We start from the raw sequence: 19760 nt of genomic DNA on the forward strand, positions 1-19760 counted from the left end.
GTACGGTTACTGAAGTCGCGGGTACGACGGGGGATACGCATGGGGGGCCATCGGCCGAGGGATTGGCATGTCCTGGATCTGGACAAGGATCCGACGCCGGGTGATCCGGACCGGGTGCGCAAGCTCGCCAAGGACCTGCACGACTTCTCCGACGATGTCGGCAAGGTGCTGCGGGACATCAAGGGGATGGCGGGCGAGGACGCCATCTTGCAGTGGGCGGGGAAGACCGCCGAGGCCTTCACGGAGAAGTTCGAGAAGGCGCCGGACAAGCTGAAGAAGCTCAAGAAGTCCTACGGGATGGCGGGCGACGCCCTCGCCGCCTATTGGCCGGAACTGGAGCGCGCCCAGTCCCTCGCCGACAAGGCGCTCATCAAGGGCCGCGAGGCCCAGGCCGACCTGTCTTCCGCCAAGTCTCGTCTGTCCTCCGCCGACTCGTGGATGGAGAAGGCGGGCAAGGAGGCCGACAAGTACAAGGACGACGGCGGCTCCAAGGGCAAGGATGTGCCCAAGCCGGACGAGGACAAGGTGCGGGCCGCCACCCGCAACGCGGCCTCCGCCGAGAACGCCCAGAAGTCCGCCAAATCCGACGTCACCTCCGCGCAGAACGCCCTCGACGCCGCGAAGAAGATGGCCGAGGACGCCCGCAGAATGCGGGAAGAGGCCGCCGGGACCGCGAAGCGGAAGATCGACGAGGCATCCGACGCGGGTATTCAGAACCGCAAGTGGTGGGAGGAGATCGGCGACTGGGTCACCGACAACTGGGACACCATCGTCGCCGTCTGCAAGGTCGTCGTCGCCGTCGTGGGTGTGATCGCGATGATCGTCGGCGGTCCGATCCTCGCTGCGATCGTGATCATCGCCGGAGCGATTGTCCTCGCCGACACCCTCAGTAAATACGCAAAAGGCCAAGCCACCCTGGTGGATGTGGCGTTCGCCGCGCTCGACTGCATTCCGGGCGCCAAGGGCATCACCACCGCCGCCAAACTTGCCAAGGGGGTCAAGGGCGGCCTCAAGGCCATGGCCAAGGGGGTGGGCAAGGGCGGGCTGCGCAGGGGTGCCGACGACGCGGCGGGTGCGGGCAAGAAGGCCGCCTCGCGCTGCAAGAACGGTGACCCGATCGACATGGTCTCCGGCGAGATGCTCATGGAGGAGACCGACGTCGAACTCCCGGGGCTGATGCCGCTGGTCCTTCGGCGCACCCACCTGTCGACGTACGGATGGGGCCGGTGGTTCGGGCCGTCGTGGGCCTCGACGCTCGACGAGCGGCTCGAACTGGACGCCGAGGGAGTCGTGTTCGCCGCCGAGGACGGCATGATCCTCCTGTATCCGGTGCCCCGGCCCGGTGCCTCGGTCATGCCCCTCGAAGGCCCGCGCTGGCCGCTGGACTGGGACGGCTCCCCGGGCGCCCCCATCCGCATCTCGGACCCGCAGGCGGGTACGGTCCGGCACTTCGCGCCGCTGGGTGCGCCCGGCCCGGACGACACCGCGTTCGTGATGCCTCTGGCGGCGATCTCCGACCGCTCCGGCAGGCGCGTCGACTTCGACCGCGGCGAGAACGGGACGCCGACGGCCGTACGGGACTCCGCCGGGCGGCACCTGCGCGTCGACACGGACGGAGGCCGCGTCACCCGCCTTCGCCTGGACGACGTGGAGGCGGGGCCCGAGGGCGTAACCCTGCGGTCCTACGGCTACAGCGACGACGGCCGGGGCAACCTCACTGAGGTCCGCGACTCCGGTGGCGCCCCGCTGAAGCTCACGTACGACGGCCGCGACCGCATCACGTCCTGGACCGACCGCAACGGCGGCTGGTACCGCTTCACGTACGACGATCTGGACCGCTGCGTCAGGGGCGAGGGTGCCGACGGCCGGCTCTCCTGCACCGTCGCGTACGACACCGAGAACCGCGAGACGCGCTACACGGACTCCCTCGGCCGCACCACCACCTACCGGCACAACGAGCTGCGCCAGCTCGTGTCCGAGACGAACCCGCTCGGGCACACCACGTACTCGGAGTGGGACCGCTACGACCGGTTGCTCTCGCGCACCGACCCGCTCGGCCGGACGACCCGTTACCGCTACGACGAGCACGGCGTTCCGACGCGTGTCCTGCGGCCCGACGGCCATCAGAGCGTCGCCGAGCTCGACGGGCTCGGCAGGCCCGTGACGGTGACCGAGCCGGACGGTGCCGTCTGGCGCATGGAGTACGACTCCGCGGGCCGTCTCACGGCGGAGACCGACCCGACCGGCGCCCGCCTCTCCTACGGGTACGACCAGGCCGGTGGGATAGCCACGATCACCGACGCCACGGGGCGCGCGACCCGGGTGGAGACCGACGCGGCGGGCCTCCCCGTCGCGACGACCGACGCCGAAGGCGCGACGACCCGCTACGAACGGGACGCCTTCGGGAGGCTTGTCGCGCAGACCGGCCCGGACGGCTCCCGCACCACCTACACCTGGACGCCGGAAGGCAGGCTCGCCCTGCGCACCCTGCCCGACGGCAGCTCGGAGCGGCGGGCCCACGACGGTGAGGGCAACCTCGTCGAGTACGTGGACACCCTCGGCCGCGTGACGCGTTTCGAGTACGGTGCGTTCGACCTGCTGGAGAAGCGGATCGAGCCGGACGGGTCATGCCTGCGCTTCACCTACGACGGTGAGCTCAGGGTCTCCTCGGTGACCAACCAGCTCGGCGTCACCTGGAGCTACACCTACGACGACGCCGGCCGGCTGATCAAGGAGCGGGACTTCGAGGGTCGTACGCGGAGCTACCGCCACGACGCGGCCGGACAGCTCATCGCGCAGACGAACGGCGCCGGTGAGACCACCGAGTACGTGCGTGACCTGCTCGGGAAGGTCCTGGAACAGCGGACTCCCGAAGGGGTCACGAGCTACGAGTACGACGTGGTGGGCAACCTCCGCGTGGTGCGAAGCGAGCACGCGGAGGTCGCCTACGAACGCGACGCCGTCGGCCGGATCCTGGCCGAGACCTGCAACGGCGCGACCGTGCGTTCGGCCTACGACCAGCTGGGCAGGCGCACGCGCCGCGTGACGCCGTCGAACGCCGAGAGCCTCTGGGAGTACGACGGCCGTGACCGGCCCGTACTGCTCCGGGCGGCGGGCCGGGCTGTCGGCTTCGGCTACGACGAGGCCGGCCGCGAGGTCGAGCGCCGCGCGGGAGCGGCGGTGCTCACCCAGGGTTGGGACCCGGACGGCAGGCTGAGCTCGCAGACGGTGACTGCCGACGCCTCGCCGGACGGGTCCGAACGGCGCAGGGTGCAGGAGCGGACGTACCGCTACCGGTCGGACGGCACGGTCCACGCGATCCACGACCTGGTCAACGGCCACCGCACCATCGACGTCGACCCCACCGGACGGGTCACCGCCGTGCGGGCGGACACCTGGTCGGAGCAGTACGCCTACGACGCGGCGGGGAATGTGGCGTCGGCGGAGCGGCAGGCGGCCACGGCGCTCGGCACCTCCGGGAGCATGAGCGGTGGCCAGGGCAGGCCCGGGGGCGTGCGCTACGACTTCGACGCCCAGGGCCGCGTGGTGCGGCGGCGCAGAAAGCGGCTCTCACGGAAGGCCTATGTCTGGCAATACAGGTGGGACAGCCAGGACCGCCTGGTCGGCGTGGTCACGCCGGACGGGACGAAGTGGGCCTATCTGTACGACCCGTTCGGTCGCCGCATCGCGAAGCGGCGCTTCGCGGCGGACGGTGAGACCGTCGTGGAGGAGGTGCGGTTCGTCTGGGACGGTTTCGTGCTCGCGGAGCAGGTCAGACGGTCCGGCGACGAACCGCTCAGGTGTACGACGTGGGACTGGGAGAGGGACCGCTTCAGTCCGGTCACGCAGGTGGAGCGCGTCGCCGGGCCCCGGGGACACCAGGACGCGGCACAGGAGTGGATCGACGAGGAGTTCTACTCGATCGTCACCGACGTGGTCGGCACGCCCACGGAACTGTGCGACGAGGAGGGCGAGCTGGCGTGGTGCTCCCGGACCACGGTATGGGGCGCGCCCGTGGACGAGGAGGCGCCCGGTGACCGCGCGTACTGCCCTCTCCGCTTCCCCGGCCAATACCACGATCCCGAGTCGGGGCTGCACTACAACTACCAGCGCCACTACGACCCGGAGACGGGCCAGTACGTTTCCCTGGACCCGCTCGACCTCGCCCCGGGCCCGAACCCCCGCGCATACGCGTCGAACCCCTTCACCGGGGTCGACCCGCTCGGCCTGGCGCCGGACTGTGAGCGCGCCTTGCAGGCCGCACGCGACCGCGCCGACCTCGAACAGGCCCGGCCGGGCGCCAGCAAGCAGACCAGGCCGACGAGCACGGCGGGCCTCACGGTGCCCGGGCATCAGCAGACGTACAGCGGTGCGAGCATCAAGGGCGGCGGCGACCACAACCTGCACCCGGACGTCCAGGCCGCCTACGACAGGGTTCCGATGGAGCTTCGCCCGGCGGGGAACCAGCACGGACGGTGCGGCGAGGCGGAAGCCCTCTCGAACGCCATGAACGCCGGACACGATCCGCGGGGCGGCGTGAGTGCCGCGGTGGACGTGCGGGCGGCGGGCAATCCCAAACACGGTGTGCCAAAGGCCCCCTGTTCGTCATGTCAGCATGTGCTCGACCAATTCGGAATCACGGCGGTGACCTAGAGATGACTGAAGAATCCCCCGGGCGTTGGTCCGCGGAGACCGACCGCGTACTGCGGGCGGCCGGCTGGCACCCCGGGCGAACCGTGCCCACGGCCGAGTGGGAGAGAGTCCTGCGCGAACACGGCGGCTTCGAGATCCACGCCGCGGCACGGCTCTTCCTCGCCGAATTCGGCGGCCTGGCGTGCGAGGAGCGAGGCCCGGGCAGGACGATGGCCCGCATGGGCTTCCGGCTCGACCCTCTCGCGGCCGAATGGGACGACGAGATCTTCGACGTGCTCAGCGAGGAAGCGGGCGCGTACCTGTATCCCGTCGGCGAGGCCGACCGCCGCAACAGCTATCTGGGAATCGCGCCGGACGGCAAGGTCTATATCGGCATGGACAGTGTCACCCTCCTCGCTGATACCGGCGAGGAGGCACTGGAGAAACTCATCGAGGGTATTCGCTGAACCAGGCATTCGGGGAGGGCGGCGGCGCAGAAGTCGACCCGGGTCAGCTCCGTGTCCGTGTTGCCCCAGCCGCGGCACCGTGCACCGCTTCGCCGCCGCCGACCTGGTGTGGATGCCGGGCGGCCCGGGGCCGTGGAGATCCGTGCCCCGGGCCGCCCGCCCGCGTCAGCCGAGCGTCAGCGCCGGTTCAACCCCCGCTTGACCCTCTTCCCCGACGGCGACTCGTCCAGCGTCTTCCACAGCTTCGCCGAGCTGAGCGACGTGTAGACGCCGGGGGCACCCTGCGCGCCGCAGCCGTCGCCGTAGGAGACGACGCCGATCAGGATGGGGGCCTCACGGCCGGGGACCTTGCGGAAGATGGGGCCGCCGCTGTCGCCCTGGCAGGAGTCCTTCGTCTCGACGCCGGCGCAGAAGTTGACCTTCGCGTCGTACTCCTTGTAGCTCGCCTTGCATTCGGCGTGGGAGAGGATCGGGACCTTCACCTCGCGGAGGCGGTCAGGGGTGTGGGTCAGCTCCGTGTCCGTGTTGCCCCAGCCCGCGACCGTCGCCTTCTGGCCCGGGCGGATCAGCGCGTCCGTGCCCTGCGTGGGGAGCGCGACCGCGGAGATGCCCCGCACCGGCTTCTCCAGCTGGAGGAAGGCCACGTCGTAGGCTTCCTTGCCCTTGAGGTAGCGCGGGTGCACGACCACGCCGCCCTTGGCGATGTTCCGTATCTGGCCCTGGCGTGCGGAGAGCACCGTGCGGCCCACGGCGACCTGGAGCGTCTTCGGTTTGACCGGCTTGCCCGCCTCGTCGACCAGGCAGTGCGCCGCCGTCACGACCGTGTCCGGGGTGACGAGGCTCGCGCCGCAGAACTGGCGGTCGCGCGCGCTGCCGGGACCCTTCTCCAGCACCGCCGTCATGAACGGGTAGGCGTCGTTGGGGACTTCGGTGCCGCCGATGATCGCGTGCGCGGCGGGGGCGGAGGTGGCGACCATCGCCAGCGCGGCGCCGGTCGCGGCGAGAGCGGCGGTGATGGAGGTTCTGCGGGCGGGAGTCCTGGGGGCGGAGGTGCCGCGGGCGGGGGTTCTTGTGGGGGTCATGTGACTCATGGGGGGTGCTTTTCCTTCGTACGGCAGGGACACGAATACGGAATGTCAGAGGGCGAGCAAGCCGGGCCGGTTCATTCGGACCGGCGGCCGGAGTCGGGTGGGTCATGGGGAGGAGTGCGGGTTGTTCGGTGATGCGGCAGGCGACGCCGCAGGTGCCGCCCGGGAGTCGGACGGGCGGGAACCGGCCACGCCCCTCGCGGCGTCCCCCTTGGGGCAGGCCGGTCGATCTCGGCCCATCGCCCGCCGCCGCGCCGCCAGTTGCGCGCCGCGGACCTATTCGCGTACGCACACAAACACCGCACTCCGAAAACCAGGAACGGCATCGGAACCGACGAGCGCGGATTGCGCGTGGATAACGATGGGACGTGTGAGCTTCGCGATCTTTAACGCGCCTTGAGGGGCTTATGTGCTGCTGATACGGTGCGATGACTTGACACTGGGCCTGGGGCTGAATAGCCCGTCCGAGGTGGGGCGAGAGAGTCGCGAGTGTCGCAAATGATGAAAATTGACCGAATCTTCTTGGGTGTGCGGGGAGCAGTTGCGTGAAGATCCAGGAGCGTATGGGGGCGGGCAACAGCCGTTCCGCCGCGCCGGTTCAGCCGGCGGTCGGTGAGCGCCTTCCCGCGCCGCCTCGCGAGCGCAAACCGGCACTGGCCGCACTGGCCGTCCTCCTCATCCTGGTCGGCGCGCTCGGCGCCACCGTGCTCGTACTGCGCGCCGGTGACCGCATCGAGGTCGTCAAGGTGACGAAGGAGATCCCGGCGGGCGAGGCGCCCGTCGAGGGCGAGAACATCACCAGCGTGATGGTCGCCGAGGACGCCTCCATCAACTACGTGCCGTGGGCGAAGGCCGATGCCCTCACCAAGCTCAAGGCCAGGAACACCATCCCGGGCGGCACCGTCGCCGTCGGTGAGATGTTCGGTGCCCAGGCCGGCCTGCCCGCGGGCAAGGCCTCCGTCGGCCTCTCCCTCAAGGAGGGCCAGTACCCCTCCGACCTGAAGGTCGGTGACACCGTCGCCGCCTACCCCGTGGTCTCCGGCACCTCCACCGGCAAGGGCTCCACCGGCAGCGGCAACTCCACCAGCGGTACGCCGCTCGTCGCCGCCGCCAAGGTGAGCACCGTCGCCTCCCAGAGCGACGCCACCGTGAGCACCGGCAACCAGAACCTCACCCTCCTCGTCCCGCAGGACGAGGTCGCTGCCCTGGCCAGCGCCGCCTCCGAGGGCAAGGTCGTCATCGTCCGCGTCCCGTCCAACGGCAACTAAAGGCGAGTAGAAGAGACATGGCGCTCATCGCTCTCGCCGCCGACAAAGGGTCGCCCGGCGTCACCACCGCTGCCGTCGCGCTGGCCGCCGTCTGGCCGCGCCGCGTGCTGGTCGCGGAGACCGACCCCGCCGGCGGCGACCTGGTCTACCGCAGCGCGGCCGCGCACGGCGGGCCGCTCAACCCCAACACCGGCATGCTCTCCATCGCGGCCACGGCCCGCCGCGGCCTCGTACCCGACCAACTCTGGGACCACACCCAGCCATTGAGCGGCGGGCTCGAAGTCCTTGTCGGGCTCGGCGTCGCCGAGCAGGCCGCCGGGCTCGCCGGTCTCTGGCCCACCCTCGGGCGCGCCTTCTCGCAGCTCGCCGACTCGCCGCACGCGCCCGCCGACGTCATAGCCGACTGCGGGCGCATCAGCGGCGACACCCCGGCCGTCGAACTCTTCCCGCAGGCCGCCCTCGTCCTGCTCGTCTCGCGCACCGAACCCGAGTCGATCGCCCGCGTACGCGACCGTGCCGCGGCGCTCGCCGCCAAGCTGCACGGCGGCGCGCGAGGCGCCGCCTCGCTCGCGACCCCGCTCATCGGCGTACTGCTCATCGCGGACCCCTCGGCATCGGCCAAGCTCGTCCACCAGGTCAACGACATGCTGATGGCCGCGCAGACCGGCGCCCGCGTCGTCGGCACCCTCGCCGACGACCCGACGGGCGCCGACCAGCTGGCCGGACGCAGGCGCGGCCGCCTCGACAAGTCGCTGCTCATCCGCTCCGCGCGCAAGGTGACCGTCGACCTGTACCAGCAGTACGGCGCCGCCTGGGCCAACCCCGTCGCGCAGCAGCCCGGAGCGGGCCGATGAGTACGCCCGTCGATCACCAGCTCGTCAAGCGCTTCCGGCAGGACGCCGGCGACCGCATCGCCGAGCAGCGCCGCCTCGACCAGGTCTCCGGCGTCACCCCGATGTCGGGCGAGGACGAACGGCACTACGCCCGCGCCGTCATCGCCCAGATCCTGGAGGAGTACGCCCGCGCGGAGATCAACGCCGGGCGCACCCCCCTCGACGCGGAGACCGAGGAGCAGTACGCGGCCGCCGTGCACGCCGCTCTCTTCGGCGTCGGACGGCTGCAGCCGCTGCTCGACGACCCCGAGGTCGAGAACATCGACATCAACGGCTGCGACCAGGTCTTCGTCGGGTACGCCGACGGGCGCGAGAGCCAGGCCGACCCGGTCGCCGAGACCGACGAGGAGCTGGTCGAGCTGATCCAGGTCCTCGGCGCGTACTCGGGTCTCTCCTCCCGCCCGTTCGACTCCGCGAACCCGCAGCTCGACCTCCGACTGCCCGACGGATCGCGGCTGTCGGCGGTCATGGACGTCACGCGCCGCCCCGCCCTCTCCATCCGCCGCGCCCGCATGGGCAAGGTCTTCATGTCGGACCTGGTCGGCAACGGCACGGTGACGCCGGAGATCGGCCACTTCCTCGCCTGCGCGGTCCGGGCCCGCAAGAACATCATGATCGCGGGCGCGACCAACGCCGGTAAGACCACGCTGCTGCGCGCCCTCGCCAACGAGATCCCGCCGCAGGAGCGCCTGGTGACCGTCGAGCGGGCCCTGGAGCTCGGCCTCGACCAATTCGCCGACCTGCACCCGAACGTCGTGGCCTTCGAGGAACGCCTGCCCAACTCCGAGGGCCAGGGCGAGATCACGATGGCGGAGCTGGTGCGCCGGTCCCTCCGCATGAACCCCTCGCGCGTCATCGTCGGTGAGGTCCTCGGCGACGAGATCGTGACGATGCTGAACGCGATGTCTCAGGGCAACGACGGCTCGCTCTCCACGATCCACGCCAACAGCTCCAGCGAGGTCTTCAACCGTATTTCCACGTACGCGTTGCAGGCCTCCGAGCGGCTCCCCATCGACGCGAGCCAGATGCTCATCGCGGGAGCCGTCAACTTCGTCGTCTTCATCCAGCGGCGCAACAACTACGAGTCCGGCGGCAAGCTCCAGCGCATGGTGACCTCGGTCCGCGAGGTCAACGGCGTCGACGGCCGCGTCCTGTCCAGCGAGGTCTTCGCGGAGGCCCCCGACGGACGGGTCGTCGCGCACGCGCCGATCGCCTGCATGGACGACCTGGCCGCGTTCGGTTACCGCCCCGCCGGGCAATGGGGGTGAGCACGACATGAACGGACCGGGCTCCATGGGCGGCCTCTTCTCGCTGCCCGTCCTGTACGCGCTGGGCTGCGGCGTCGCAGCGGGCGGCGGCATCGCGCTCCTCGTGATCGCGATCCGCGGCCTGCCCGTCAAGCCGGACCACGAGAAGCACAAGGCGAGCGAGCGCGCGAGCGAACTGATCCGGTTCGCGGGCCGGCGCGGCTCGCTGGCCGCCGGTGTCGGCCTGGTCGTCCTGCTCCTCACCCGCTGGGCGGTGGCGGGCATCGCCGCCGGCATCCTCGTCTTCTTCTGGGACAAGCTGTTCGGCGGCGCGGCGGAGGAGCGCGCGCAGATGAAGCGCGTAGAGGCCCTCGCCGCCTGGACCGAGTCGCTGCGCGACACGATCGCGGGCGCGGTCGGCCTGGAACAGGCGATCCCGGCCTCGGCGCGCGCGGCGGCGCCGGTGCTCCGCCCCCACCTGGACGCCCTCGTGGACCGTCTGCGCGCCCGCACCCCGCTCCCCGAGGCGCTGCAGATCCTGGCCGACGAGATCGACGACGCGTCGGCGGACATCATCGTCGCGGCGCTCATCCTCAATGCCAAGCTGCGCGGCCCCGGCCTGCGCCAGGTCCTCGGCGCGCTCGCCAAGTCGGCGCGCGAGGAGGTCGACATGCGCCAGCGCGTGATGGCGCAGCGCGCGTCGACCCGCCGTTCGGTGCAGATCGTGGTGGCGGTCTCGGTCGCCTTCGTACTCGGCCTTTCCATCTTCAACCGCGAGTTCGTCGAGCCCTACGGCACGCCGGTCGGCCAGCTCGTGCTCGCCATGGTCTGCGCCCTGTTCGCGCTGGGCTTCTGGTGGCTGCGGAAGCTGTCGACGGTGGAGACGCCGGACCGCTTCCTGGTCAAGGACGTGCCGGGCGTGCAGTTCGTACGTCCACGGGGCCCGGCGGGCGCCGCAGAGCAGGCTCCGCAGCCGGTCCAGCAGGGCCTGCCCGGCTACTCGAACCCTGAGGGGGTACGTCGATGAGCCTGACGATGCCGATAGTGATCGGCGCGGTGCTCGGCCTCGGCGTCTTCGCCCTCGTACGCGCCCTGATGCCGACCAAGCGCAGCGCGGTCGCCACCGTCGCCCGCATCGACGCGATGCGGGCGCGCGGCGCGGCGTACGAGTCGCACCGGGCCATCTCGGACACGGAGAAGCCCGGCCGCATCGGCTCGCTGCGGACCCGCGTCGGCATGCGCGTCGCGGACTTCTACCTCCAGCAGGGCTGGGAGCAGCGGTCGCTGCGGGCCGACCTCGCGGTCCTCGAACGCAGCTGGGAGAAGTTCCTGGCGACGAAGGTGCTGCTGGCGGCGGTCGGCATCTTCTTCGGCCCGTTCCTCTTCGCCATCGTCTGGACGCTCGGCGTCGGCCGCAGCCCGATCATCCCGGTGTGGCTCGCGCTGATGTTCGGCGCGCTCTTCTTCTTCCTGCCCGACCTGGAAGTACGCAGGGACGCGGCGGAGAAGCGGCGCGATCTGCGCCGCGTCATCGGCGCCTATCTGGACCTGGTGTCGATGAGCCTCGCGGGCGGCCGCGGCCTGCCCGAGGCGCTCATGGCGGCGGCGGAGGTCTCCGACGGCTGGGCGACGCAGCGCATCCGCAGCGCGCTGGCCGACGCCCGCATCACCGGCGTCAGCCAGTGGCAGGCGCTCGGCGCGCTCGGCGAGGAACTGGGCGTCGAGGAGCTGAAGGACCTGTCGGCGTCCCTGGCGCTGGTGGCGGACGACGGCGCGAAGGTACGCGAGTCGCTCGCGTCCCGCGCGGAGACGATGCGGCACCGCGAACTGGCCGAGATCGAGGGCAGTGCGGGCGAGAAGTCCCAGTCGATGCTGGTCGCGCAGCTGCTGCTGTGCGCGGGGTTCCTGGTCTTCCTCATCTTTCCCGCGGCGATGCGCGTGTTCCAGGTGTAGCGACCCATGCCCGACCCATGCCACCCCACACCCGACCCACCCGAAAGGACAACTCATGATGAACGGACGGAACTTCAGTCACCCGGCTGTCGACTTCCTCGTGACCTTCCTGAAGGGCCGCGTCCAGCGCGCCCGCTCCGGCGAGCTCGACCGTGGCGCGTCCGCGGTGGAGTGGGTCATCATCTCGGCGGTCGTGGTGGCGATCGTCGGCGTCGTGGCCGCGGTGATCAACCTGGCGCTGAAGGACGGCGCGGAGAAGGTCAGCGACTGCATCAAGGGCGCGGAAGCCAGCGGCACCTGCTGACGGCGTACGACTGGCTGCTGACGGCATGGTGAAGCTGACGGCATGGTGAAGGGTGACGGGGTGCGGGGACCGCGTGGATTCGTACGCCGCAGGGTGGGGGCCGCCTCCACCCGCGGCGAATCCGGCATGACCGCGATCGAGTTCGTGCTGCTGACCCCGGTCCTGTTCTTCATGATCTTCGCGACGGTGCAGTTCGCGCTGTACTTCTTCGCGGACCATGTCGCCCAGGCCGCCGCCCAGGCGGGCGCGCGCAAGGCCCGTGCCACCGCCGACGAGAACGCGGGCGGCTGGCGCGGCGAGGCGCGTGACGTGGCCGACGCGTACATCCGCCAGCTCGGCCCGAAGCTGGTGCTCGGCCCGGACGTGAAGACCATCCAGCCGGAGCAGAACACGGTCGGCGTGGAGATCACGGGACGGGTGCCCACGGTCTTCCCGGGGCTCGATCTGACCGTGCACGCGCGGTCGGCGGGCCCGGTGGAGCGGTTCGTGGAAGGTGACGGCTGATGCGGAGAGCACGCCACATACGGGCCGCGAACCGTGAAAGCGCGGACCGGGGGCTCTCGACCGTCGAGGTCGTGATCCTCGCCCCCGTGATGATCCTCTTCATCCTCGTCCTGGTGGCCTTCGGCCAGCTCGTCGACGGCCGGGGCGCCATCGACGGAGCGGCACGGGACGCGGCGCGCGCCGGGTCGATCCAGAAGGAGCACGGCACGGCGATGGCGGAGGCGAGAAAGGCGGCGAGGGCGGACCTCGCGGACGTCTGTTCCGGCCCGGTCTCGGTCGTCCAGAAGAGCGACGGTTTCGACCCCGACGTGGACCCCTTCTTCACAGTCGAAGTGAGCTGCGAGGTCAAGGGCTTGGCCATGCTGGGCCTGGACGTCCCCACGACGCTGGAGGCCAGCTTCAGCTCTCCGCTGGACCCCTACCGGAGGTCGGCGTGACGGGGGCGCACCGCGCTGTGCGCGACGTAAGCGTCGTACGCGCTTGGATCGGTTCCCGTCGTGTACGCCTCGACGACCGCGGCTCGGGCGCCGGCGCCGTCATCATCTTCGCGATCGTCTTCCTCACGCTCTCCGCGTTCGTGATCGACGGCGGCCTCTCCATCTCCAAGCGGGAGCGCGCCGCGGACATCGCGGAGCAGGCCGCGCGCTACGCCGCGCAGGACCTGGACACCGAGGGCCTCTACGAGGGCGCCAAGGGCGCGCCCATCAACTACGAGAACTGCGGCGCCCGAGTCCGGGCCTTCGTCGAGGAAGCGGGCCTGATCGCCTCGGACGTCGCCAACACGCACTGCGTGACGGCGAACGCGCAGCAGGTCGAGGTCGAGGTCCAGATGACCTACAGCCCGGTGTTCACCGGCATGTTCTACGGCGGCGACATCACGGTGAAGGGCCGCGCGGCGGCGGAGAACGAAGTCGGCTGAGGCCTTCCTCGCCTCCTCCGGCGCGTCAGCCCGACCCTCGGCTACTTCGCGCCCCCACCGTCCTTGCCGCCCTGGCCGCCCTTCCCGTTCACCTTCACCGCGTCGTTGACCTCCTTCGCCAAGTCGTCGTCGAGCTTCTTGAACTCGCGTACGACCGCGTCGGAGAGGTCCGCGAGCTGGTCCAACTGCTGGCCGATGTCCTCGCGGCCGTCCTCCCAGTTGGACTCGAAGTCCTCCAGGGAGTCGTACACACCGCCGTCGCCGATGTCGTCGCGGTAGGACTCGAAGATCTTCTTGGTGCGGTTCATGCGGTCCTTGATGGAGCGCAGGCGTCTGCCGTAGTCCTCCAGGTCGGTGATCGGGACCGCGAGGTCGCTCTTGCCCTTGCCCATAGTCATGTCCCCCTTGGGTGATTCACCGCGTCCCGCCGACAGGAAACGGCACCGACGACGCTACCGCGTGGGCCGGGAACCGTCTCCGGCCGAGATCGCGTCGGTGGACAGGGCGGAACGGTTCCCCTTCCGTACCATCACCTCAGTAGGCTTTTGTTACTACCACCCACCCCCCTCCATCCACTCCTCCCCACAGGACACCAGGACACCCGCCATGGCGCGCACCACCTCACGCTCGACGAGCCCGCCTGATCCGCAGTCGCCGCGGAACCGGACGCCGCAGCCTCTGCCCCGGCGTCGGCGTTCCTTCGGGGATTTCGTCAAGGCATTCCTCGCCTTTGTGGCGTTGGCCGTGCTCCTGGTCGGTGTGCCCGGGGCCCTCGCGGTGTTCGTGGGGTGGCCGCTGCCGGGTGGGGCGCCCTCGCTGAGCTGGCTGCAGCAGGAGATCACCGTCGGCACGTTCATCAACGTGCTGACCGTCGTCGTCTGGTTCGCCTGGGCGCAGTTCACCGCCTGCGTACTCGTCGAGATAAAGGCCGCGCTCTCCGGCGTCGGGATCCCGAGCCGGGTGCCCGGCGCCGGTGGCAGCCAGATGCTCGCGCGGCAACTGGTCGCCGCCCTCCTCCTCGTGGGCGCCACGGCCGCCGGCTTCGCGCCGGGGCTCTCGCAGTTCGGGCAGTCGTTGGAGGGGAACCAGAAGCCCGCGTCCGCCGCGAGCGCCCAGCAGACGCCGGGGGGTCTGTTCGGGCAGGAGCAGCAGCAGGCCGCCAGTGCCGCCGACGCCCTCGCCGCGCAGGCCGAGCAGGCCGCCGCGCACGCGGGCGGCGGCAGCGGTGCCAAGGACGGGGACACGAAGTACTACCGGATCCAGCCGCCCGAGGGGCGCCACCACGACTCCCTGTGGGAGGTCGCCGAGCGGCACCTGGGCGACGGCCGCCGGTACAAGGAGATCTACCAGCTCAACAAGGACCGCGAGCAGCCCGACGGTTCGAAGCTCTCCGAAGCCAGTCTCATCCGGCCGGGCTGGATCATGGAGATGCCCGCGGACGCGCACGGCGGCGAGCTCGTCGAGATGCCCGACGAGGCGCCCAAGGTGTCGCAGGACGTCAAGGAGCAGATCTCCGACTACTCCAAGACCGGGGACCAGCGACAGGGCGGCGGCGGCCGGCAGGGCAGTGGGGAACAGGGGGGTCAGCAGGGCGGCGGCAGCTCCGTCGACCGCGACACCGCGCACATCGTCCTTCCCGAACAGCGGCCCTCGGCGCCGGAGAAGCCCGCGATGCCGCAGGCCCCGGCCACGCCCGAGACACCCGCCACGCCCGAGGGACCCGCCACACCCGTCACTCCCGAAGCCCCCTCCGCCACCGGCGGCAGCCAGTCCGAGAGCTCCGGCTTCGGGCTGCCCGAGGCGCTCCTCGGCGCGCCCCTCCTCGCCGCCGGTCTGCTCGGTGCCCTCGGGCGGCGTCGCCGGCACGCCCTGTGGCAGTCGGCCATGGGCGCGGTCGGCGGCCGCCGCGGCATGCAGCCGCCGACCCCGACCGGGGACGCCGCCGATGTGCAGGACGCGCTGCTCGTGGGCGCCGACCCCGAGGGCGTACGCCTGCTCGACCTGTCGCTGCGCGGCCTCGCCGCCTCGCTCGCCGAGGAGAACCGCGCCCTGCCGACCGTGTACGCGGCCTGGCTGAGCAACGGGGACCTGCACCTCCAGCTCGCCCAGCCCGCCGGACGCCCGCCGGCGCCGTGGCAGCTGGGGCAGGACCAGACGTTCTGGATGCTGGCCCGCACCGACGCCGAGCGGTACGAGGACGTGGACACCGCCGCGCCCTACCCGGGGCTCGTCAGCCTCGGCACCCTCGGCGCCCCCGAGGAGTCACGGCTGCTCCTCAACCTGGAGTCCGTGCCCGGCATCGTCTCGCTGAGCGGCAGCGAGGCCGACCGCGCCGCCGTCTTCGCGTCCGTCGCCGCCGAACTCGCCACCAACGGCTGGTCGGACCGCATGACCATCACCCTCGTCGGCTTCGGGCAGGACCTCACCCCCTTGGCGCCCAACCGGCTGCGCCACCTGGAGGACGTCGAAGCCCTCCTGGAGACCATGGAGGCCGAGACGCGACAGCGGCGCGGCGCGCTCGGCACCGCCGGACACGACTCCGTGCTCACCGGCCGCACCGGCCCCGCCCAGCACACCCGCTGGGCCCCGCACCTCGTACTGCTCGCCGCCGAACCGACCGGCGAGGACGCCGTCAAGCTCGCCGAACTCGCCGCCGACGCCAGCCGTCTCGGCATCGGTTACCTCGTCGGTACGGAGTCCGGGGACCTGCCCGGCGCCGCCTGGCAGATGGAGATCACCCCCGCGGGCAAGCTGCTCGCCCCGCTGCTCGGCCTCGAACTGGAGGCCCAGGCGCTGCCCGAGGCCCAGCAGCGCGCCGTCGTCCGGCTCTTCACCGAGGCCGACCCCGACAGGGACGGACACCCCACGGGCCCCGACGACGGGCCCGCGGGCGCCGCGCCGCCGTTCCTCGTCGACGTCACCGAGCAGGGGCGGCCCGCGGTCTACGCCCGCCTCGTCGGTACGTACGAGATCATCGGCCTCGACCCGCCGGACGGTGAGCGCAGCGCGCTGATGCACGAGGCGCTCGCCCTGCTGCTCCTGCACCGCGAGGGCGTCCACCCCCGGGTGCTCGCCTCCGCGCTCTGGCCGCGCGGCGTCACCGAGGACGTGCGCGACGCGCTCGTCGAGCGGCTGCGCGAGTGGCTCGGCACCGACCCCGACGGGGCGCCCCGGCTGCGGGCCGATCAGAACGGGCGGCTCACGCTCGCCAAGTCCGTCGTCTCCGACCTGGACGTGCTGCGCTCGCTCTACCACGAGGCCACGCAGGGGCGCGGCGCCGGCAACCGTGCCGTGCGCGGGCGGATGCTCACCGACGCGCTGGTGCTCGTACGCGGGCCGCTGCTCGCCGACCGGCCGCAGGGGCGGTACGGGTGGCTCACGCACGAGATCATCGACGCGCAGCTTCCGCTGCTCGTGGCCGACATCGGGCTCGCTCTGTCCGAGTTCCACCTGGAGAAGGGGCGGGTGGAGAAGGCGATCGAGGCGCTGAACGCCGCGCTGGGCTCGGCGCCGGGGGACGAGCGGCTCTGGAACGAGTTGCTCCGGGCCACGGCCGCCACGGAGGATTCTGCTCGGCTTCAGCGGGTGGCTGCGGATCTCCTTGCGCGGAGTGGGGCGCGGGGGCTGCCGCCCCGGACCGAAGCCTTGCTGGACGAGCTGCTGCCGACCTGGCGCAGTGGGCTCACGGCTGTGGGGTGACGGGGGCGGCTGGACCGCCGGTTCGCGGCGGACGCCCCCTGCCCACCCGTTGCCCCGCGCTGAATGGTGACCGTCATGACCGCCCTCCTCATCCTCCTCGGCGGCCTCTGGGGGGCCCTCGCCGGGACCCTCGTGCCCCGCGCCGCCTACCGGCTCTCCGTCCAGCCCGACGAGAGCTGGCGGCGGGAGTGCCCCGAGGGACACCCGCTCGGCGGCTGGGTCGGACTCGCGAGGTGCGGGCACGGGCGGTCGTACGGGCCCGGCACCGCCCTGGTCGCCATCGCCACCGCGGCCGTCTGCGCCGCGCTCGCCACCGCCACCGGCGCCCGCCCGGAGCTGGGCGTCTGGCTCCTGATCGCGCCCTTCGGCGTGCTGCTCACCGTGGTCGACTTCGGAGTGCACCGGCTGCCGGATGTCCTGACCCTGCCGCTCGCAGGGGCCGCGCTCGTGCTGCTCGGCGGTGCCGCGCTGCTGCCCGAGCACGCGGGGGAGTGGACAGGGGCGCTGTACGGGGCGCTCGCGCTGGCCGGTGCGTACTTCGTGCTGTTCCTCATCAACCCCAACGGCATGGGCTTCGGCGACGTGAAGCTCGCCCTCGCCCTGGGGGCGGTGCTCGGCTGGTACGGGTGGGGCGTGCTGCTGCTCGGCACCTTCGCCGGGTTCGTCCTCGCCTCGCTGTACGGCATCGGGCTCGTCGCCGCGCGCCGCGCCGGGCGGAAGACGGCGATCCCCTTCGGCCCGTTCCTGCTGGGCGGCGCCTTCGTGGGAGTGCTGCTCGGGGCGTTCACCGCCTGACGTCAGGGCCCCGGAAGGGCTGGCGTACGCTGGCTTGGTCCGTCCACAACCCTTACGAAAGGGACGCCCCGGTGACCGAGAAGGCCGACCTTCAGTCCGTCCTCGACCGTGCCGCCGCAGGTGGGCGGATCACCCCCGAGGAGGCGCTCGCCCTCTACCGGGACGCCCCGCTGCACGCGCTCGGCGCCGCCGCCGACGCCGTGCGCCGCCGCCGTTACGCCGGCACGGAGCACATCGCGACGTACATCATCGAGCGGAACATCAACTACACGAACGTCTGCGTGACGGCCTGCAAGTTCTGCGCCTTCTACGCCGCTCCGAAGGACACCAAGAAGGGCTGGAGCCGCGACCTCGACGACATCCTGCGCCGCTGCGCGGAGACCGTCGAGCTGGGCGGTACGCAGATCATGTTCCAGGGCGGTCACCACCCGGACTACGGCGTCGAGTACTACGAGAAGCACTTCGCCGCGATCAAGCAGAACTTCCCGCAGCTGGTCATCCACTCCCTCGGCGCGTCCGAGGTCGAGCACATGGCCCGCATCTCCAAGGTCTCCGTCGAGGAAGCCATCAAGCGGATCAACGCCGCGGGCCTCGACTCCTTCGCCGGCGCAGGCGCCGAGCTGCTCCCCGCACGTCCGCGCAAGGCCATCGCCCCGCTCAAGGAGAGCGGCGAGCGCTGGCTGGAGATCATGGAGATCTCCCACAACCTCGGCGTCGAGTCCACCTCCACCATGCTCATGGGCACGGGCGAGACCAACGCCGAGCGCATCGAGCACCTGCGTATGATCCGCGACGTGCAGGACCGGACGGGGGGCTTCCGGGCCTTCATCCCGTACACGTATCAGCCCGAGAACAACCACCTCAAGGGCCGTACGCAGGCGACGATCTTCGAGTACATCCGCATGATCGCGATCGCCCGCATCTTCCTCGACAACGTGGCGCACATCCAGGGCTCCTGGCTGACCACCGGCAAGGAGGCGGGCCAGCTGACGCTGCACTACGGAGCGGACGACCTCGGCTCGGTCATGCTGGAGGAGAACGTGGTCTCCATGGCCGGTGCCAAGCACCGCAACAACCTGCGCGAGATGATCGAGATGATCCGCACGGCGGACCGCGTCCCGGCCCAGCGCGCCACGACGTACGAGCACCTCGTCGTGCACGACGACCCGGCGAACGACCCGGTCGACGACCGCGTCGCCTCGCACATCTCGTCCACCGCGATCGAGGGCGGCACGGCTCACCCGGAGCTGAAGCTCCTCGCCGGCAACTGAGGCCACCTTGCTGACACTTCACGTCGCCGAACACTCACCTGAGGCGGCGGTCCTGGCCGACGGGGCGATCATCGCCGCCGTCGGCCCGTACGAGAGCCTGGCCGCGGCGCACCCGTCCGCCCGCGTCCGCCGCTGGCCCGGCATCCTGACGCCGGGCCTGCTCAACCCGTACGGCCCCGAACTCCTCGAAGCCACCTACCACCCCGACCCGCGCGAGGCCGACGAGCTCGGCACGGACCCCATCGCGGGGGAGCGCGCCCGCGCCATCTTCCGCGCCGACCCGTCGCGCCTCGGCGCCAGCGCGCGACGCGGCGTGCAGCGGCTGCTGGCGCACGGCACGGTGGCCGTGGCGGGCGAACTACGGGCCCGCCCCGTCATCGACGCGGTCCGCAGAGCGGGCCTGGCGGTAGGCCGCCGCCCCCCAAGACTCCCAGGCCCACCCTCCCTGTCCCCCACCCCCCTGATCCTCCTCCCCTCCCTGACCAAGTCCGCCCCCGCCCGCTTCGCGATCTTCGACGTCCCCACCCGAGCGGACCTGCCCCGCCGAGGCACGTCAACCTGCGTGGCGACGGTAGTGGCCGGCCGTCTGGTGTACAGGTCCCGCTGACCACAAGGGGGAGGGCGCAGCCCTCCCGGGGGCGCGGGGAACGGCGCGAGCAAGGGGGAGGGCGCAGCCCCTCCAGGGGCGCGGGGAACGGCGCGACCAGCCACGAACAAACC

Annotated in this window: 17 protein-coding genes; 15 read left to right on the plus strand and 2 right to left on the minus strand. The window is 71.4% G+C overall.

The annotated features are described in order from the left end of the window. The first annotated feature begins 39 nt into the window (after positions 1-39). Together ACWDVB_RS14810 and ACWDVB_RS14815 are read left to right on the plus strand one after the other, a co-directional pair. The gene (locus tag ACWDVB_RS14810) at positions 40-4653 is read left to right on the plus strand and encodes a DUF6531 domain-containing protein (protein WP_451515142.1); all 4614 of its coding nucleotides are present in this window, start codon (positions 40-42) and stop codon (positions 4651-4653) included. 2 nt (positions 4654-4655) lie between these two features. Beyond that, the gene (locus tag ACWDVB_RS14815; protein WP_451515141.1) at positions 4656-5099 is read left to right on the plus strand and encodes an SUKH-3 domain-containing protein; all 444 of its coding nucleotides are present in this window, start codon (positions 4656-4658) and stop codon (positions 5097-5099) included. A 176-nt stretch (positions 5100-5275) separates the two neighbouring features. On the opposite strand, the gene ACWDVB_RS14820 is transcribed toward ACWDVB_RS14815, so the two are convergent. Beyond that, complete coding sequence (locus ACWDVB_RS14820; protein WP_451515140.1) at positions 5276-6190, minus strand: S1 family peptidase; 915 nt, start codon at positions 6188-6190, stop codon at positions 5276-5278. A gap of 542 nt (positions 6191-6732) precedes the next feature. On the opposite strand from ACWDVB_RS14820, the gene ACWDVB_RS14825 reads away from it, so the two are divergent. Genes ACWDVB_RS14825 through ACWDVB_RS14865 form a run of 9 tightly spaced genes read left to right on the plus strand, consistent with a single transcriptional unit; the run spans position 6733 to position 13275 of the window. Beyond that, a complete protein-coding gene (locus ACWDVB_RS14825) occupies positions 6733-7455 on the plus strand; it encodes a hypothetical protein (protein WP_451515139.1) in 723 nt (240 codons plus the stop codon). A gap of 17 nt (positions 7456-7472) precedes the next feature. Beyond that, positions 7473-8309 carry a hypothetical protein gene (locus ACWDVB_RS14830; protein ID WP_451515138.1) on the plus strand — a complete coding sequence of 279 codons (837 nt, stop codon included), beginning with the start codon at positions 7473-7475 and terminating at the stop codon, positions 8307-8309. After that, positions 8306-9616 (plus strand): CpaF family protein, encoded by a 1311-nt coding sequence (locus ACWDVB_RS14835; protein ID WP_451515137.1) that lies wholly within the window; start codon positions 8306-8308, stop codon positions 9614-9616. Before ACWDVB_RS14830 ends, ACWDVB_RS14835 begins: the two co-directional genes overlap by 4 nt. Positions 9617-9623: 7 nt before the next feature. Beyond that, complete coding sequence (locus ACWDVB_RS14840) at positions 9624-10622, plus strand: type II secretion system F family protein (protein WP_451515136.1); 999 nt, start codon at positions 9624-9626, stop codon at positions 10620-10622. Next, a complete protein-coding gene (locus ACWDVB_RS14845; RefSeq protein ID WP_451515135.1) occupies positions 10619-11548 on the plus strand; it encodes a type II secretion system F family protein in 930 nt (309 codons plus the stop codon). Before ACWDVB_RS14840 ends, ACWDVB_RS14845 begins: the two co-directional genes overlap by 4 nt. Positions 11549-11606: 58 nt before the next feature. Next, positions 11607-11852 carry a hypothetical protein gene (locus ACWDVB_RS14850; RefSeq protein WP_451515221.1) on the plus strand — a complete coding sequence of 82 codons (246 nt, stop codon included), beginning with the start codon at positions 11607-11609 and terminating at the stop codon, positions 11850-11852. A gap of 42 nt (positions 11853-11894) precedes the next feature. Beyond that, positions 11895-12356: a TadE family protein gene (locus ACWDVB_RS14855; protein ID WP_451515134.1), complete on the plus strand. Its 462-nt coding sequence runs from the start codon at positions 11895-11897 to the stop codon at positions 12354-12356. Continuing rightward, positions 12356-12793, plus strand: a complete 438-nt coding sequence (locus ACWDVB_RS14860) for a TadE/TadG family type IV pilus assembly protein (protein WP_451515133.1) — start codon at positions 12356-12358, stop codon at positions 12791-12793. Before ACWDVB_RS14855 ends, ACWDVB_RS14860 begins: the two co-directional genes overlap by 1 nt. A 17-nt stretch (positions 12794-12810) precedes the next feature. Then, on the plus strand, positions 12811-13275 hold the full coding sequence (locus ACWDVB_RS14865) for a TadE/TadG family type IV pilus assembly protein (RefSeq protein WP_451515132.1): 465 nt from the start codon (positions 12811-12813) through the stop codon (positions 13273-13275). A 41-nt stretch (positions 13276-13316) separates the two neighbouring features. On the opposite strand, the gene ACWDVB_RS14870 is transcribed toward ACWDVB_RS14865, so the two are convergent. Continuing rightward, a complete protein-coding gene (locus ACWDVB_RS14870; RefSeq protein ID WP_451515220.1) occupies positions 13317-13667 on the minus strand; it encodes a hypothetical protein in 351 nt (116 codons plus the stop codon). Between the two features lie 214 nt (positions 13668-13881). On the opposite strand from ACWDVB_RS14870, the gene ACWDVB_RS14875 reads away from it, so the two are divergent. The 4 genes from ACWDVB_RS14875 to ACWDVB_RS14890 all read left to right on the plus strand — a co-directional run bounded on the left by ACWDVB_RS14875 (position 13882) and on the right by ACWDVB_RS14890 (position 19647). After that, the gene (locus ACWDVB_RS14875; protein WP_451515131.1) at positions 13882-16974 is read left to right on the plus strand and encodes a BTAD domain-containing putative transcriptional regulator; all 3093 of its coding nucleotides are present in this window, start codon (positions 13882-13884) and stop codon (positions 16972-16974) included. A gap of 75 nt (positions 16975-17049) precedes the next feature. Then, positions 17050-17769 carry a prepilin peptidase gene (locus ACWDVB_RS14880; protein WP_451515130.1) on the plus strand — a complete coding sequence of 240 codons (720 nt, stop codon included), beginning with the start codon at positions 17050-17052 and terminating at the stop codon, positions 17767-17769. A 71-nt stretch (positions 17770-17840) separates the two neighbouring features. After that, positions 17841-19040 carry a cyclic dehypoxanthinyl futalosine synthase gene (gene mqnC, locus ACWDVB_RS14885; protein ID WP_451515129.1) on the plus strand — a complete coding sequence of 400 codons (1200 nt, stop codon included), beginning with the start codon at positions 17841-17843 and terminating at the stop codon, positions 19038-19040. A gap of 7 nt (positions 19041-19047) precedes the next feature. Continuing rightward, positions 19048-19647, plus strand: coding sequence for a hypothetical protein (locus tag ACWDVB_RS14890; RefSeq protein WP_451515128.1), 600 nt, complete (start codon positions 19048-19050; stop codon positions 19645-19647). The last annotated feature ends 113 nt before the right edge of the window (positions 19648-19760 follow it).

The sequence above is a fragment of the Streptomyces sp. NPDC003379 genome, assembly GCF_053589195.1.